General features: G+C 63.0%; 16 protein-coding genes and 1 pseudogene. 7 read left to right on the plus strand and 10 right to left on the minus strand.

Annotated elements, in window-relative coordinates; all coding sequences use genetic code 11:
* Positions 1–146: 146 nt before the first annotated feature.
* From ptsN to AC0L3A_RS25005, 9 genes are all read right to left on the minus strand, one after another.
* The gene (gene ptsN / locus AC0L3A_RS24965) at positions 147–608 is read right to left on the minus strand and encodes a PTS IIA-like nitrogen regulatory protein PtsN (protein WP_007598573.1); all 462 of its coding nucleotides are present in this window, start codon (positions 606–608) and stop codon (positions 147–149) included.
* Positions 609–846: 238 nt separating this feature from the next.
* On the minus strand, positions 847–1,464 hold the full coding sequence (hpf, locus tag AC0L3A_RS24970; RefSeq protein WP_007598572.1) for a ribosome hibernation-promoting factor, HPF/YfiA family: 618 nt from the start codon (positions 1,462–1,464) through the stop codon (positions 847–849).
* A gap of 80 nt (positions 1,465–1,544) precedes the next feature.
* The gene (gene rpoN, locus AC0L3A_RS24975; RefSeq protein WP_007598570.1) at positions 1,545–3,158 is read right to left on the minus strand and encodes an RNA polymerase factor sigma-54; all 1,614 of its coding nucleotides are present in this window, start codon (positions 3,156–3,158) and stop codon (positions 1,545–1,547) included.
* A 91-nt stretch (positions 3,159–3,249) separates the two neighbouring features.
* Positions 3,250–4,248, minus strand: coding sequence for an LPS export ABC transporter ATP-binding protein (gene lptB, locus AC0L3A_RS24980; RefSeq protein ID WP_354200321.1), 999 nt, complete (start codon positions 4,246–4,248; stop codon positions 3,250–3,252).
* Positions 4,249–4,485: 237 nt separating this feature from the next.
* A complete protein-coding gene (locus AC0L3A_RS24985) occupies positions 4,486–5,214 on the minus strand; it encodes an LptA/OstA family protein (protein WP_354200319.1) in 729 nt (242 codons plus the stop codon).
* The gene (lptC, locus tag AC0L3A_RS24990; protein WP_354168486.1) at positions 5,211–5,936 is read right to left on the minus strand and encodes an LPS export ABC transporter periplasmic protein LptC; all 726 of its coding nucleotides are present in this window, start codon (positions 5,934–5,936) and stop codon (positions 5,211–5,213) included. The genes AC0L3A_RS24985 and lptC overlap by 4 nt, the downstream gene beginning before the upstream one ends.
* A 145-nt stretch (positions 5,937–6,081) precedes the next feature.
* Complete coding sequence (locus AC0L3A_RS24995; RefSeq protein ID WP_007598566.1) at positions 6,082–6,696, minus strand: ribonuclease D; 615 nt, start codon at positions 6,694–6,696, stop codon at positions 6,082–6,084.
* 119 nt (positions 6,697–6,815) lie between these two features.
* Positions 6,816–8,336 carry a glycosyltransferase family protein gene (locus AC0L3A_RS25000; protein WP_473255373.1) on the minus strand — a complete coding sequence of 507 codons (1,521 nt, stop codon included), beginning with the start codon at positions 8,334–8,336 and terminating at the stop codon, positions 6,816–6,818.
* Entirely contained in the window at positions 8,333–9,856 is a 1,524-nt protein-coding gene (locus tag AC0L3A_RS25005) for a hypothetical protein (protein ID WP_473255374.1), read from the minus strand. The genes AC0L3A_RS25000 and AC0L3A_RS25005 overlap by 4 nt, the downstream gene beginning before the upstream one ends.
* 241 nt (positions 9,857–10,097) lie before the next feature.
* Here AC0L3A_RS25005 and AC0L3A_RS25010 point away from each other — a divergent pair, with 241 nt between their 5' ends.
* Positions 10,098–10,355, plus strand: a complete 258-nt coding sequence (locus AC0L3A_RS25010) for a type II toxin-antitoxin system ParD family antitoxin (RefSeq protein ID WP_354200315.1) — start codon at positions 10,098–10,100, stop codon at positions 10,353–10,355.
* Positions 10,352–10,612: pseudogene (locus AC0L3A_RS25015) on the plus strand (type II toxin-antitoxin system RelE/ParE family toxin); the annotation flags it as partial. The gene AC0L3A_RS25010 and the pseudogene AC0L3A_RS25015, both read left to right, overlap by 4 nt.
* Before the next feature lie 192 nt (positions 10,613–10,804).
* Here AC0L3A_RS25015 and AC0L3A_RS25020 read toward each other — a convergent pair.
* Positions 10,805–11,254 (minus strand): MerR family transcriptional regulator, encoded by a 450-nt coding sequence (locus tag AC0L3A_RS25020; protein ID WP_473255389.1) that lies wholly within the window; start codon positions 11,252–11,254, stop codon positions 10,805–10,807.
* A 97-nt stretch (positions 11,255–11,351) separates the two neighbouring features.
* Between AC0L3A_RS25020 and AC0L3A_RS25025 the strand changes: the two genes are divergently transcribed.
* The 5 genes from AC0L3A_RS25025 to AC0L3A_RS25045 all read left to right on the plus strand — a co-directional run bounded on the left by AC0L3A_RS25025 (position 11,352) and on the right by AC0L3A_RS25045 (position 14,878).
* Positions 11,352–12,080, plus strand: coding sequence for a hypothetical protein (locus tag AC0L3A_RS25025; protein WP_473255375.1), 729 nt, complete (start codon positions 11,352–11,354; stop codon positions 12,078–12,080).
* A gap of 61 nt (positions 12,081–12,141) precedes the next feature.
* Entirely contained in the window at positions 12,142–12,468 is a 327-nt protein-coding gene (locus AC0L3A_RS25030; protein ID WP_473255376.1) for a YnfA family protein, read from the plus strand.
* Positions 12,469–12,956: 488 nt separating this feature from the next.
* Entirely contained in the window at positions 12,957–13,859 is a 903-nt protein-coding gene (locus AC0L3A_RS25035; RefSeq protein ID WP_473255377.1) for a hypothetical protein, read from the plus strand.
* 48 nt (positions 13,860–13,907) lie between these two features.
* Positions 13,908–14,405 carry an HNH endonuclease gene (locus tag AC0L3A_RS25040; RefSeq protein WP_473255378.1) on the plus strand — a complete coding sequence of 166 codons (498 nt, stop codon included), beginning with the start codon at positions 13,908–13,910 and terminating at the stop codon, positions 14,403–14,405.
* 191 nt (positions 14,406–14,596) lie between these two features.
* On the plus strand, positions 14,597–14,878 hold the full coding sequence (locus AC0L3A_RS25045; protein WP_473255379.1) for a hypothetical protein: 282 nt from the start codon (positions 14,597–14,599) through the stop codon (positions 14,876–14,878).
* Positions 14,879–15,010 lie beyond the last annotated feature (132 nt).

Below are 15,010 nucleotides of genomic sequence, written 5' to 3' on the forward strand. Positions count from 1 at the left end.
AATCCCCACGTCATTGCGAGCGAAGCGAAGCAATCCAGAATCTCTCCCCGGAGAAATTCTGGATTGCTTCGTCGCTTTGCTCCTCGCAATGACGGAGTGTGAGGCTAAGGCGTGCCCAGCTCTCGTGTCCCGGACGCGGAGACGCTTTACGCCGCAGTCGCCGGCGGCAGCGCGAGCACCGAATAGATCGCCTGGGCATCGCGCGAGGCGCGGAGTTTTTTCGCGATGTCCTGGTCGCGGAGCAGGCGGGCGATGCGGGCTAGTGCCTTCAAATGATCGGCGCCGGCGCCTTCGGGGGCGAGCAGCAGGAAGACGAGATCGACCGGCTGGCCGTCCATCGATTCGAAATCGATCGGACGATCGAGGCGCGCGAACAGTCCGAAGATCTTTTCCAGCTTGGGCAGCTTGCCGTGGGGAATGGCGACGCCGTAGCCGACCGCGGTGGTGCCGAGCTTCTCGCGTTGCAGGAGCACTTCGAACACGGAACGCTCGTTCTGCCCGGTCAGCTCGGCGGCCCTGGCCGCGAGTTCCTGAAGCGCCTGCTTCTTGCTGTTGACTTTCAATGCCGGGAGAATCGCCTCGGGCGCGACCAGATCGGTAATCGGCATGGAAGTCTTCCGAGGTGAATGAAAACGTCAGGTTCCGAATTGGCCAGCCTGGACAAAGAACCTGGGCGGGCCGACGTCAAGAAGATGAAGCAGGAGGCGGACTTAGCTCGCCCCTGATGTGGGGGGCTTCTACTCCAACGCAATCCCGGTGCCAACTCCCGCGTGCAGCTTTGCCCCGGTCATTGTTAAGGCGGAAAGGAGCCCCCGCGCCGGGCCGCAGGGGCGTCGTCCGACGGCCTCAGGCCTTGCCAGCCACCTTGCCGTCCGCCTTGACCCCCGGGGGGTCGATCCAGCCGACATTGCCGTCGGCCCGGCGGTAAATGATGTTCACCCGGCCCGAGGAGCCGTGCTGAAACACCAGGCAGGGCGCCCCGCTGAGGTCGAGTTCCATGACTGCTTCGCTGACGGACAGCGGCTTCAGCGAGGTGGTGGCCTCGGCGATGATGACGGGGCTGTAGCCGGTGATTTCGTCCTCGTCCTCACCTTCGCCCGGCGCCTCCAGCACGTAGCTGGTGGCATCCATGGCGGCCAGCGCCGCGGAGGCGACATGGGCCTTGCGGGCGGAGCGGTCCTTGAGCCGGCTCTTGTAGCGCTTGAGCCGCTTCTCGATCATCAGCAGCGCCTGGTCGGCACTGGCATAGGCATCCGGTGCGTTCGAATCGGCCTCAAGCGTAATTCCCGAATCAAGATGCAGCGCACAGTCGGTGCGGAAGCCGAAGCCGTCCTTGCTCAGCGTGATGTGGCCGGAATAATTACCGTCGAAATATTTGCGCAGGACCTCTTCAGTCCGGTCGGTGACGCGGCCGCGCAGGGCCTCGCCGACGTTGACGCTCTTTCCCGAGATGCGGAGAGTCATGTGAACCTCGCTTGGTTCGTGCCTGGCCAGGATCGGGCCCGATAGCGGATCGAGAGTAGCGCGATTTGGCGCCGACGCAATCAGGCCGGTTCGGGATTGCGGGAGCGATCGGCCATGGCGGTGGAGAGGACGTTACCAAGAGCGCTCTGCTTGTCGCGACGGCGTTGCACCGAGGAAGGAATGCGCATGGCTTCGCGGTACTTCGCGACCGTGCGGCGGGCGATATCAATGCCCGAGCCGCGCAAGCGTTCCACGATGGTGTCGTCGGACAGGATCGCGGACGGCGCCTCCGCATCGATCAGCAGCTTGATGTGGTGACGCACGGCTTCGGCCGAATGCGCCTCGCCGCCATCGGCCGAGGCGATCGAGGCCGTGAAGAAATATTTCAGCTCGAACGTGCCGCGATTGGTCGCCATGTATTTGTTGGCGGTGACGCGCGACACCGTGGATTCATGCATCTGGATGGCGTCGGCGACGGCCTTCAGATTCAGCGGTCGCAGATGCGCCACGCCATGGGTGAAGAAGCCGTCCTGCTGGCGCACGATCTCGGTTGCGACTTTCAGGATGGTGCGAGCGCGCTGGTCGAGCGCACGCACCAGCCAGGTCGCGTTCTGAAGCGCGTCGGTGAAATACGATTTGTCGCCGTCCTTGCCGATCTTCTTCGAGAGCTGCGAATAGTAGGTCTGGTTGACCAGCACGCGCGGCAAGGTGTCGCTGTTGAGCTCGACATGCCAGCCGCCATCGGGGCCCGGGCGGACATAGACATCGGGCACCATGGTCTGGAGCCGGGCCGTACCGAACTTCATGCCGGGCTTGGGATTGAGCCGGCGGATCTCGCCGATCATGTCGGCGATGTCCTCGTCGTCGACGCCGCAGAGCTTGCGCAAGGCCGCGACGTCGCGCTTGGCGAGGAGATCGAGATGCTCGACCAGGGCCTGCATCGCGGGATCGTAGCGGTCGAGCTCGCGGAGCTGGATCGCCAGGCATTCGCTCAAATTGCGCGCGCAGACGCCGGGCGGATCGAATTTTTGCAGCACGGCAAGAACGTTCTCGACATCCTGCTGCGATGCCCCCAGCCGTTCGGCGGCCTGGCCGAGATCCGGGGGCAGATAGCCGGCCTCGTCGACGAGGTCGATCAAATACTGGCCGATCATGCGCTGCGCTGCGCCGGTGAAGGCAACCGAGAGCTGCTCGGCGAGATGGTCGCCGAGCGTGGTCTCCGCGGCGACGAAGGCTTCGAGATTGTAGTCCTCGTCACCGGAGGCGCCGCCGCCCCATTCGGTATAGGTGGTCGGCGCCGCATCCTGGGCGTTGCGCGCGGCCGCTTCGGCGGGTTCCTCGGAGAAGACGTTGTCCAGCCCGGTGTCCATGGTCTGCTCGATCTCGGCGCGGGTGCCGAGATCCTTGCTCATCCACTCTTCCTGGCCGGGCTCGAAGGCTTCGCCCGGGCCGCCGCCCGGCTCGTCGTTGTGGCCGCCATCGCTGTCGTTGAACTGGCCGGTCTCGGCCGGGCCCTCGCCCACGGGCGGCTCGTCGTTGGCCCGTTCCAGCAACGGGTTACGCTCGAGTTCCTCTTCGACGAACGTCGTGAGATCGAGGTTGGACAATTGCAGCAGCTTGATCGCCTGCATCAACTGCGGCGTCATGACTAGCGACTGCGATTGCCGGAACTCTAATCTCTGCGAAAGCGCCATGAAGCAAGAACCGATCCCAAAAAGTTGGTCCGATTTTTGCTTATCTTAGTCCGAGCCCGATGTACACGTCTTGACGAAATGGAAAAACGGGCTAGAGGCGGAATTCCTCGCCAAGGTAAAGGCGGCGCACGTCCGGATCGGCGACGATCTCATCCGGGCTGCCCTCGGTCAGGATTTCCCCGGCATAGACGATGTAGGCGCGATCGGTGAGGCCGAGCGTCTCGCGCACATTGTGGTCGGTGATCAGCACGCCGATGCCGCGGTTGGTGAGATGGCGGACAAGGTCCTGGATGTCGCCGACCGCGATCGGATCGATGCCGGCAAAGGGCTCGTCGAGCAGCATGTAGTTCGGACGCGTCGCCAGCGCGCGCGCGATCTCGACGCGGCGCCGCTCACCGCCGGACAGCGCGATCGACGGCGATTTCCGCAGGCGCGTGATGTTGAATTCGTCGAGCAGCGAGTCGAGCTGCTGCTCGCGCTTCTTGCGCGAGGGCTCGACCACTTCGAGCACGGCGCGGATGTTCTGCTCGACGGTGAGACCGCGGAAGATCGAGGCTTCCTGCGGCAGATAGCCGATGCCGAGCCGTGCGCGCTGATACATCGGCAGCTTGGTGACGTCGTGGCCGTCGAGCTCGATGGCGCCGCGATCGGCCTTGATCAGGCCGGTGATCATGTAGAACACGGTGGTCTTGCCGGCGCCGTTGGGCCCGAGCAGGCCGACCGCTTCGCCGCGGCGCACATAGATGCTGACGCCGCGCACGACTTGGCGGCTGCCAAAACTCTTTTCCACGCTATGCACAGCCAGGAAGCCCGGCCGCTTCAAGAGCTGAGGCCCGCCGGAACCGTTGGCCCTGCCGGCAGCCCTCACGGGATGAACCGCCTGGGCCCGGGGCGGCTCGGCCTCATAGTCGCCTTGGAACTGATCGGGCGCATGCATCGGCTGGTTCCGGGCGATCGACGGCGCGTCCCTGACTGGGCTGGCCACGAGGCCGCCGACGCTGTCACCGAGCGCGGTGATGTCCTGGCGCGCAAATCCTGGCCGGCCGCGTTTGGCGGGGCGCCGACGGAACATGCTGAAGAGATCGACCATCCCCGCCTTCTAGCCTTTCGCGACGATCCTGCGCGGTTTTCGCGCGATCTGCCCGCGCCGGCCTCAGGATTCGCCGACGCAGCATGAATGAAGGCATGTCTCATGCCCAGTGAAACACGCCCGAAAAGCGGCGAACCCCGCTTCGAAAGCCCTTCGCGCTAGATACAGTCTCGGCGGGCAACCTTCAACCTCGGATCGGGATCATCCAGATCAAGGCGTTGAAATCGCGAACGGAATTTACTTTGGCTTGTTTCCGCCGGGCAACTGCAAAGGCGGGGCCGCGCCCGGGGCCACCGGCGTCCCGCATTTGCCGTTCTGTCCGCCCTGGGACTGGATGAACAGGCCTTGCACCCTTCCGCTGTCCGACTCCACTCTGGAGACGCCGGTGGTCATGTCGACCAGGAGGCGGTCGCCGCGCAGCACGTTCTGGCACTGCGTCAGCACGACCTGGCTGCCAGCTCCGCCGAGCATGGTGATGAGATTGGTCTTCGTATCGAACACCGCGGTCTCGCCGGTCACCACCTGGTCCTTTTGGGTGACCACGACATTGCCGCGTGCCTCCAGCCGCTTGATCGAGGAGCTACCGCCCGGGCCCGGTGTCGCCGACTGGATCGGCGCGGCCTTCGCACCCTTTGCTGCCGCAGGCTGCGGCGTCGCCGGCTTGTCGCCGCCCGAGTCGTAGAACACCACCAGCGTCTTCGAGGTCATGGTGGTATCGCCCTGCACGACCTTCACGTTGCCCGAGAAGGTCGCCTCCTTTTTCTTATCGCGCATCTCGAGCGATGCAGCGTCGATCTGGATCGGCTGATCGCGGTTCTGCGAAAAACCCTGCATCGCGTTGGGCACGCTCGCCGAGCTCTGTGCGTGCGCCGCATCTGCAGTGAGCAGCAAGAGACCGGAGACAAGCGTCGCTACACTGACAGCAATGCGACGCTTGCTCAGATGAAGATGGGTCATGAGAATCATTTTGAATTCGCGGATTTGTTCTTGGACTTCGCCGCCGGCGGCGGCGTGGGCTCGACCGGCGCGGGCGCGCTGGCGGCGGGATCGTCCAGCTTGTCGAGGTGCATCACCACATTGCCTTCGAAGCGGATGACGTCGCCGCCCTCCGTGATCCGCAGCCGATCGGCGGTCAGCGTTCCGTTGGTCAGCTTGACGTCGACATGCTCATCCGAGGAGACCGTGCCCTTGCCCATGTCGACGAAGGCCGAGTTCAGCCGCGCCTCATAGCCGGTCGAGGTGCGCAGGAAGATGTCCTTGTGCAGGTCGAGCTGCTGCTGCTTGTTGTCGAATCTTCCGGTGCGGGCATCGAGAAACAGGGTCGATTGGTCTTCCATCAGCACTTTCGCGCGCAAATCATGGAGATCGACATGATCGGGATCGGTGATGTCCTGGGTCGCGGTCTTGGCCCAGAGCTCGTAGGGCCGTTGGTCCGGAGTAAAGCCGGACATATGCGGCGATTCCATCGTGATCTTGGTGCCTGTGACCACGAGATTTCCGGAGTCGAGCTTCACGGGGATCTGGAACGGGTTGAAAATGGTCGAGATAAGGACGAGCAGACCCATTGCCGCAGCCACTGTCGCCGGCACCGCGACGCGCAGAATCCGCACCAGGCGGCTGTGGCGCGCCGCGCTGGCGAACTTCGCCGCAAGCGCGGCATCATAGGTGACATGATGGGCCGAATTCACCTGGGCTCCTGAGGTGTCGCTCGCCTGGTCCGGCTGGCGGGCGCCCCATTGTAGCCGGCAACGCCAAAATATGCAGCCAGCGACAGGCCGTTACGAAAGTGTCTGAAACGGGGCGACCGCCCCAACCCGGCCGCGACGCGAAACGCTAGGAATGCGCGAAAATGTCCTCTTCGGCCCAGCCCTGGAGATCGAGCAAAGCACGGGTCGGCAGGAAGTCGAAACAGGCCTTGGCCAGCGCGGTGCGGCCTTCCCGCGCCAGCATGGCATCGAGCCGCTCGCGCAAGCCGTGCAGATGCAGCACGTCGGAGGCGGCGTAGGCGAGTTGCGGCTCGGTCAGGCTGTCGGAACCCCAATCGCTCGATTGCTGCTGCTTGGAGAGGTCGACATTGAGCACCTCGCGCACGAGGTCCTTGAGGCCATGGCGGTCGGTATAGGTGCGGATCAGGCGGGAGGCGATCTTGGTGCAGTAGATCGGCCCGGTCATGACGCCAAACGTCTGGTACAGCACCGCGACGTCGAACCGCGCAAAGTGGAAGATTTTCGTGTTCGCGGGATTGGCCAGCAGGGCCTTCAGGTTCGGCGCGTCGGTATGACCCTTGGGGATCTGCACCACGTCTGCGCTGCCGTCGCCGGGCGAGAGCTGCACCACGCAGAGCCGGTCACGATGCGGGTTCAGGCCCATGGTCTCGGTGTCGATCGCCACCGCTCCGGTGTAGCGGGACAGATCGGGCAGGTCGCCGCGGTGCAGGCGTACGGTCATGGCGTTTCAAACCTCAATCGAATCGGTGCGCTTTTGCAAGCTAATCCCCGGGACAGATGCTGGCGAGGGCCGGCCGCGATGTATCCGCTGGCAGCCGCCGGCGCAAGCATCAGGCGCGGCTAGTAATTCAGGCGCACGAGCACGTCGTTGGTGGCGAACGGGCTGGCGGGCGCATCGCAAGCGCCGCGTCGCGCGAAGACGCAGGCCGGCTTGTCATCGCTCATCATCGCGCAACTTCGTTGCGAGAAATCCGCCGGCAGCTCGCTGGCCAGGCTCGCCGGGCCGATGATGCGGTTGAACCCGGCCTGGTGCGTCTGCACCACAGCCGGAAGGCGTCCCTTGGCCAGGGGGTCGTCCCGATAAAAGGAATAGATCGGCTTGCGGGCCGCGAGCTGCCCGCGTCCGGGCACAAAGGGATAGTTGATCGCGTAGAGGGCCAGACCGCAGGCTTCAGGATCGGCCTCGAGCTCCGCCATCAACTGGGCCACGCCGATGCCGCGCATCCAGTTGTCACGCATGATGAGCGTAGCGCCCGACAGACCGAGCGAGAGCAGCAGCCAGCCGCCACATACGACGGCGAGTGCCCGGGAGCGCCACGCGCTTTGCCGGCGCATCATCTCGACCCAATCGGCGGAGCCAAGCGCCGCCGCGATGATCAGCAGAGCGATCGACAGGAAAATGAAACGGTATTCCTTGTGCACGATCATGCTGTGAAACGCGACGTTCACGACGGCCGCGACGATCAGCAGGGGGGCATGTCGCCAGCCGCGCCAGAGCGCCAGCAGCATCAGCAGCGTCGCGCCCGACCACAGAATTGAAGCCTGCAGAACGTACGCGGCCGCCGGCGCGTCACCGAATTCCGATGCCCGGTCATGCAGGAGGTTTTGCTGAATATTCCGGACGAGCCACGCAAACGGCGCTGAGCCGTGGGCCAGGTCGAGGGCGCCGGACAGCGCCAGGACGATGCAAGCGCCCGCGACCAGCGCAATCGCGTTTCGCAGGTCGCGCCAGCACGCCGCCAACGCAAACACCGAACAAGCCGGTACATATTGAAAGCGCCAGACACAGGCGAGAGCAAGCAGTGCGCCTGCGGTGAAGAGCCGGTTTCGCGCGAGTTCGCCCGTCAGCAGATAGGCCGCCGGCAGGATCACGGCCGTCGCCAGCGGTTCGCTCAGCGTGTGGGGCGCGTAGTAGACCAGCTCAAACCAGACCGCGGCGGCAAACGCCGCGACGACGGCATGCGATCTGGAGATGCGTTCGCCGAAATGCCAGGCCGTCACGACGATCGACAACGAGGCAAGCCCGACCACCAGGCGAGGCACGACGAAGGCGCCCCACCCGCCCGGCGCAAGCCAGTCCCCCAGAGCGACCGGCCCTGCGAACAAGGTCGGCAGAAACCAGCTCCGGATACCGTCGCGCCATTCCCAGGTGACGACCCCCTGGTGGCCAAGCAGGCGCCAGGCCGGCTCGAGATATTGATACAGCTCGTCGACGTGAACGATGTTCGGCCAGAAGGCGAGCGGCAGCCGGACTGCCGCAGCCAGCAGCAGCAATGCGCACAAGGCACCGTACCGCGTCGCGAAGCTCTCGGCTCTGACGGCGGGCGCGATGTCGGGCAGAGCCGCGGCGCTGGTGGTCATTGTCGTTTGGTGTCGCCGGCCAAACCGGAGTGGGGCCTGACGTAAACGGTCTCGTAAGCGCCGGTGTATTGCTCGCGCCAGCCTCGCCGCTCCACCAGAAACTGCCGCAGCTGTTCGTGCGCCTTGACCCACAGCACCGCGTCGATCCGGTATTTGTCGAGCACCATGTCCCACGCGGCTTCGTCGATCTCCCAGCTCACCAGCTTGAAATAGTCGCGCAGCAAATCGTCCGGATAGGCGGTCGCGGCGCGACCATCGACGAATGGGGGGACGGTGCCGTGCGTCGCGAAGATCAGGTAGCCGCCGACGTTCCAATTGTTCAGGACCCGCCGACCTGCGAGATGCTCTCGCAGGTAGCCGGCATCTTCGCTCGACAGCATCGGCGGAAGCGCGAGCGCCGGCGCAACGCGCAAATAGACAATCGGCAGGGTGCCGAGACCGACGATGCCCGCGGCCAGCAACGGTCCACGCACGTCAAGCGCAGTGAGACGCCGAGGCAGCAAGCGGCTGAGGTGAAGCGCCATCGGTGCGGTCGAGAAGATGAAGAAGAAAGCGATGTACCTGAACTGATACAGTCCCAGAATCAGGAACAGCCAGGACATCAGTCTCGGCTCGAGCGGGATGGGCCTGGAATTTCTGTAGCGGAGCTCGAACGCGACAAAGGCCAGCATGTACAGGATGCCGGGAATGCTGCCCGGCATTTCCATGTTGTGATAGTAGGACAGCCATTCGCCGATATTGCCCTGGACGAAGTGCCCCATCGTCGCGGCGGCACCGGCATAAATATTCCAGCCGAGCGGATTGACGAAGGTCGCGGCAAGGCACCCGATGCCCGCGAGAGCAAGGATCCTGAGATCGGCCCAGGCCCCTCTAAGCACGGCGGCGCCGCAGAAGACGCCGATCACGAAAAAGCCGAGCAGAAAACCGCCGTGCAGATTGGCCCAGAGCACCATCAACAGGGGAAGCACGAACCATCGCGTTCGTCGCAGGCATTCGCGATAGAAGACGACGCAGAACAACATCGTGCATGTATTCGGCGAGACCGCGAGATACATGTTCGGCGAAGCTTCGTAAGCGGGATAGAGCAGGCAGGCCAAGAAGACCGAAACGCAGACCGCGATCGCCGACGCGCCGTAGCCAAGAGAGATCGCGGTCAGGATGCCGACGATCGCCGCGCCGCAGGCCGCCGTCAGCAGGACGAGGCCGCCAAAGCCTGCGTATTGAAACGTCGCACTGGCAAGCGCGTCCCAGAGCCAGGACAGATTGAGCCATGGCTTGTCGCCGTGGGTTGACGACCAGGGGTCCTGCAGCGGGATGGCGTTGCGTTCCCGGATGAGATCTCCGGCCGCCAGATGCCAGCCCAAATCGTAGTGACCGAGCAGAAGCGGCGCGTTCAAGACGTAGAACAGGCAGATGAATGAGATCAGGAACAGATAAATCCCCGATCTCAGGAAAAACGGGCTGATCGCGTTCGCAACCTTGTCGAATGCCGGCTCGTGCCAGACCTGGTGCTGATCCACCGCTTCCCTCACGACAAAGCGAGCCCGATGGCTCCGCGCTCGCCGACGGCCGGATGCGAGCCTGCCGGCTGACTTAGGACCAGTTTGTCTAAAGTGGGGTAAATTTGGATCGTGCAATCGAGGGGGTTTGGCGGAATAAATTCGGCTGGAGGGCGGGCTTCCGAAGCTTTCAAGCAGCTGTTTAGACTTGAAAATTCCAGCGTCCAATAATAGTTATTAGAGGTCGAACGGAGGTTCCGGTATGGCTGTGAGCGCCGATTTAGGAGAGACGCTCGAGAGCGTGATGAACGAGCTCGTGGCGTCCGGTCGATACCATTCCAAGAGCGAGGTGCTGCGTGAGGGCGTACGCCTCGTCCAGGAAAGAGAGGCCAGGCTGGCGGCCCTGGACGCTTCGATTGCACGCGGACTCTCAGATGCCGACGCAGGCCGGACCAGAGCGGGCTCTGACGTGCTCGATCGGCTCGAAGCCAGACTGGCGGTCCAGACGGACGGCAAGTGATCCTCACCGTCAGCGCTGAGGCAGAGGCCGATCTCGAACAGATCGTGGCGTATGTCGCGGAGCAAAGTCCTGCGAGCGCCCTCAAGCTCGTTCGCACGCTACGAGAAAAATGTGAGTCTTTGCTGGACGCCCCACGCGCCTATCCCTTGGTGCCGCGCTACGAGCAATTTGGTGTGCGCAGGGGTCCGTTCGGTCAATTTCTGATTTTCTATCGTGTGGGTGACGACGCGGTTGAGATCATTCACATCCTCCACAGCGCGCGCGACTACGAGGCGTTGCTGTTCCCTGAGGAGCCCGACAAGCAATTTCAATCGCTTAGGGAAAAGATGGTGCCCAGGAAAGGATTGGACGAAACACCGGGGCGGCTATTGAAATCACTCAACTTTTTCGACCGTCGAAATCCGTCTGTGTACCAGTCCTGTGTCCAAGTCAATCGGCCGTCATCCTTTTCAGGCAGGTACACGTCCAGAGGGAGACCGGGCTCCCACGCAGCCCTTGGACAAGTCATCGAGGATCACGCAATCGGGACCCGCGCCCCCCGAACAGGAGGCGTCGCAACTGGCGACGAAACCAGCGATGCTGCGCTCCAGTGCCTTCAATTCCGCCAGCTTTGCTCGCACGACGAGCAGGTGCTCTTGAGCAAGATCACGCGCTTGCACGCATGGGCTATTGGGATCCTGTACAAGGGCTACAAGCGAGCGCACCTGATCGATCGAGAACCCAAAATCGCGGCAACGGCGAATGAACGTCAGGCTCCTAACGTCAGCCTCGCCGTAGACCCGCTGATTGCCAGCCTGACGGCCTGCTGAAGCAATGAGCCCAATCTCTTCGTAGAACCGGATTGTCGAAGCACTTGTGCCGGTCTTCTTTGCGAGAGCACCAATCTTGAGATGCTTCATCTGTTTGACTTACCTGTGTTTCTTTTCGCTTGAACCTCAAGCTACTTGAAGATGTACGGTCTGGGCAAGTCTCACCTTCGAGCACTTGGAGATTGCCATGACCATCGTTGAAGCACAGCCCATCGCCTGCACGCTTGCACCCGGAGAGTACAAGGACCGGCTTGATTGGATTGCCGATCTGAACAGAGAAGCGCTTCTCGATTACGAGCGTCGTGAGCTTGTTCTCGTGTTGCGGTACGCACCGGCAGCCCGCTCTCGCGTCCGGGATTTAGTCCGTAGTGAGCAGGCGTGCTGCGCGTTCCTCGCTTTCGACCTTCAACAATCGACCCACGAATTGCGGCTTACCGTCACCGCGCCCGAAGAGGCCCGCGAAGCCGCAGATTTGCTTTTTGAGAAGTTCATTGCGGAAGCCCCAGTACCGCCTACCTCGTCTTCGTGTGCATGCGCTGCCTCAGCCTTGACAACAAAATCTGCATCAAAAGAGCCGCTCGGATCAAAGGCCGCCAGCGCCACCGCAATGACGATCTCAACGGGCGCGTTGGCGTGTGGGGCGTGTTGCGTGCTTCCATTCACGCTGCCCGCTACCGTTCTCGCCAGCACAGGCTCCCTGTTGTCCTCGTTCGTGCACATGCACTGGTGGATGACGAGCCTCTCCGTTTTGGCGGTGATGGCAGCATGGGGATGGCTCGCATGGCAGACGCATCGAACAAAGCGCAAGCCGGCGACAGCAACCGTGCTGATGATGACAGCATCGACCGTGTTCATGGCGATCTCGTTGATGTGGCCGTTGATCGAAAAGCCGCTGATCCACGCATTACGAGCGTGAAGATTTCAGAGCGCTGTTTGCGTGCTTGAACGGACGGGTAGGCTATGGATACGTCAGGCCCATGAAAACGATCTTCGTCTATACTGGCGCGGCAGTTGCCGAAATCTCGGGCTGCTTTGCTTTCTGGGGCTGGCTACGCCTTGAGAGGCCAATCTGGTGGCTCATACCGGGCGTGTTCTCGCTGCTCTTGTTCGCATACTTGTTGACGCTCGTAGAGACCGAGGCGGCGGGACGTGCCTACGCCACCTATGGCGGCATCTATATCGTGGCATCGCTCGTCTGGCTCTGGGCGGTCGAGAGCACTCGCCCTGATCGCTGGGACGTTACCGGCGCGTCCCTCTGCTTGATTGGCGCGGCGGTCATTCTTTGGGGACCGCGGGGATCGTAAGGCCAGCCCCACTGGCGCATCGCGTCGGCGATGTTGCCACTCAACCGAAGACCTTTTCGGGCGCATCGGCGTGGACCCTTTGCGCCGCATGACGGTTCGGCTATGGCGGCTCGATGGATGAGCCGGTGGAATGCTGGCCGAGCATCAGACCACGTTTGCAGAGGACGAGCGCGAGTTGATCAGGGGTGCAACGAAGCAGGGCATCGGGACCATTCCATGCATGGCTGCTCGCTGTGCACTCAAGCCGCGAGGCTCTGAGGCGCGATAGGACCATCACTGATACACCAACCACTCGTCCGCTAGGGACCCTAGCGGCTCTTTCTGAGGCCCGTCAGCAGCGCGCTCTGGGTTGACAAAAGGGCAATCAATTGGGTTGCTGTATCGGAAGAAAAACACCCCTCGGCGCGAGACATTCGATGAGCCTCGCCACAGTTGGGTACTTCTGAGTTCCTCAATCACCAATCCACCGCGCACCCCCTAGGCGTCCCGTGGCTGACACCGTCAGCCGTTCAGGACGGGCACCTTTGGGGGCGCTTCAAGCATCCCTGAACATGCGAAACAACAGCACACAACAACACGCTTCAACCAACTCGACCGGAGCCGGAACAGCCACTCCGTGGACCATCAGCAAGAGCACCTCTGCCCCACCGAAGTACGACTTCGAGGACACCGCAGAAGGCTGCCAGCAAAGCCCCATCATCTCAGTCCCAATTGCCGACATCGCGACGCGAGCTGATTGGCAGGTGCGCGATCAGATCAACGAGGCACTCGTCAGGGATTACATCACCCACTACGTGCACGGTGCGAGCATGCCTCCTGTTCGGCTGGCGGACGTGGGGGGAGCGCTCGTTCTCGTGGACGGGTGGCACCGGCTCCTAGCCCAGAAGCAGCTCGGCCGCGATGCCGTCGAGGCAACCGTCGAGGAGCTGAGCGAGCATGAGGCTCAGTGGCAGGCCGCGCTGGCTAATACCTGCAACGGGTTACGGCTGAACCGCGCGAGCGAGAAGCGCAGGGTCTTCGAGCTGTACATGCGACAGCGGCGCAATCGTGTGGGACGGCTTGGCCTCAAGTCGTATCGGGAGATTGCCAAGGACCTCGGGGGCCTCGCTTCCAAATCATCGATTGAGACTTGGATGAAGAAGATGTTCCCGAAGGTGGCAGCCAAGATGCGCTCAGGCCGCGACGATAATGCCGGGGCACGCGATCCTAGAAGGCCGTTCAGCACCGCTGAAGTGCGCGTTCGCGAGGCCCTTACACTGGCTGTTGCGGAGGCACGAGGAGTTCCCTGCTGGGGCAAACGAAGGACGCTTGTCCAGGAGTTCGCCAAGGCCCTGCTCGAGCCCGCCAAGTCTCAGAGCAAACAACCCCCTGAGATCAATAGTGATTTTTAGCTGCTGTCCAGACTGGACACCGCATCAGCCAAAACAGGGGCTTCATCATTGAGCGCAAACGACAATTCGGCCGCTATCTCAGCAACGATGCTGCCGGGAAAGGTGATCGAGGGCGAGTTGGACGGTGAGCCGGTCGTGCTCGTCGGGACGGTCCCGACGGGCTACACCGCTATCCTCTGCCCTACGGGCTGGGCCACTCTCCGCCGTTGGAAGCTGACCACTCTCCGGGTCGCTCGGGGCGGCCTCTACGCAGCGGGTGAGGGCCGCGCAGGAGGCTTCGCGGCGGCGCGTTTCCTGCTCGGCAGCTCGGGCAACTTCGCGGTTCGCCACCGCAACGGCAACCCGTTCGACATCAGGCTTGTGAACATCGTCGCGGTCGCACGCGGCCTCATCAGGCAAGCAGGCATCGAGACGACGCGGGGGCCAGGATACAGGAACCCCGACGTTGGGTGGGGTGACTGTCGCTGCCACTCTGGCAAGCGGCTGAAGACACCCAGCGCCCGGCAACGCATCGCGGATGCTCTCGCTCCACCCGACCCGGGATAGTTGGCAGAAAACTGTGAAGCCCCCACTCGACCCCATCTTGTGGCGGGCTTCCCCCGGGGCGGGGTCCGGGCCAATGACGCTCGCGGCCTGACACTCGCCGCGCGCCAAGGATTGCCATCGCCCACCGCTACTCTTGCCGGACCTTCAAGCGCATCTAAGGTGCACCTTGGTGGAACAAGGGGAGCGGGGGCATGGCGTCACCGGAGCTGAGCAAGGCGGCACGGAATGAGAAGCGCAAGTTGACGGCGACTTACTTCAACAACATGGCGATTGCGTTGTTTGTCGCGGGTGTTGCCGCCCCCTACTACGCGATGCTCGCCATGCCTGTCTCGGATTACGTTAGAATGTGGGACGCCTTCGGCACTTCGGCCGGTCCCCGCCTGACCACCATCGTCGCCTGGCTCGGTTCTTGGGCCATCTCGCTCTTGCTGCACTACACGGCGCGAGGCGTCTTGGAGAGCGTCGAGGAGTGATCAATGTCGCCCTGCTAGGCGCGGGCCAGTCCGGGCGGGCAACTGCTGTCCGCTGAGGTATGCCCGTGCGGACAAGTCCAGAGCGCCAGAAAACGTGTCCGCTAGGGTTGACTTCGGTCAACGGACGTGAGA

The sequence above is a fragment of the Bradyrhizobium sp. MI1.3 genome (genome assembly GCF_055811695.1).

What these genes read in the sequence shown, in the direction of transcription:
- AC0L3A_RS25030 (WP_473255376.1), top strand. Translation starts at nt 12,142, where the DNA reads ATGAAAACGATCTTCGTCTATACTGGCGCGGCAGTTGCCGAAATCTCG.
- AC0L3A_RS24995 (WP_007598566.1), bottom strand. Translation starts at nt 6,696, where the DNA reads ATGACCGTACGCCTGCACCGCGGCGACCTGCCCGATCTGTCCCGCTAC.
- AC0L3A_RS24985 (WP_354200319.1), bottom strand. Translation starts at nt 5,214, where the DNA reads ATGATTCTCATGACCCATCTTCATCTGAGCAAGCGTCGCATTGCTGTC.
- ptsN (WP_007598573.1), bottom strand. Translation starts at nt 608, where the DNA reads ATGCCGATTACCGATCTGGTCGCGCCCGAGGCGATTCTCCCGGCATTG.
- AC0L3A_RS25020 (WP_473255389.1), bottom strand. Translation starts at nt 11,254, where the DNA reads ATGAAGCATCTCAAGATTGGTGCTCTCGCAAAGAAGACCGGCACAAGT.
- AC0L3A_RS25000 (WP_473255373.1), bottom strand. Translation starts at nt 8,336, where the DNA reads ATGACCACCAGCGCCGCGGCTCTGCCCGACATCGCGCCCGCCGTCAGA.
- hpf (WP_007598572.1), bottom strand. Translation starts at nt 1,464, where the DNA reads ATGACTCTCCGCATCTCGGGAAAGAGCGTCAACGTCGGCGAGGCCCTG.
- AC0L3A_RS25045 (WP_473255379.1), top strand. Translation starts at nt 14,597, where the DNA reads ATGGCGTCACCGGAGCTGAGCAAGGCGGCACGGAATGAGAAGCGCAAG.
- AC0L3A_RS25025 (WP_473255375.1), top strand. Translation starts at nt 11,352, where the DNA reads ATGACCATCGTTGAAGCACAGCCCATCGCCTGCACGCTTGCACCCGGA.
- lptB (WP_354200321.1), bottom strand. Translation starts at nt 4,248, where the DNA reads ATGGTCGATCTCTTCAGCATGTTCCGTCGGCGCCCCGCCAAACGCGGC.
- AC0L3A_RS25010 (WP_354200315.1), top strand. Translation starts at nt 10,098, where the DNA reads ATGGCTGTGAGCGCCGATTTAGGAGAGACGCTCGAGAGCGTGATGAAC.
- rpoN (WP_007598570.1), bottom strand. Translation starts at nt 3,158, where the DNA reads ATGGCGCTTTCGCAGAGATTAGAGTTCCGGCAATCGCAGTCGCTAGTC.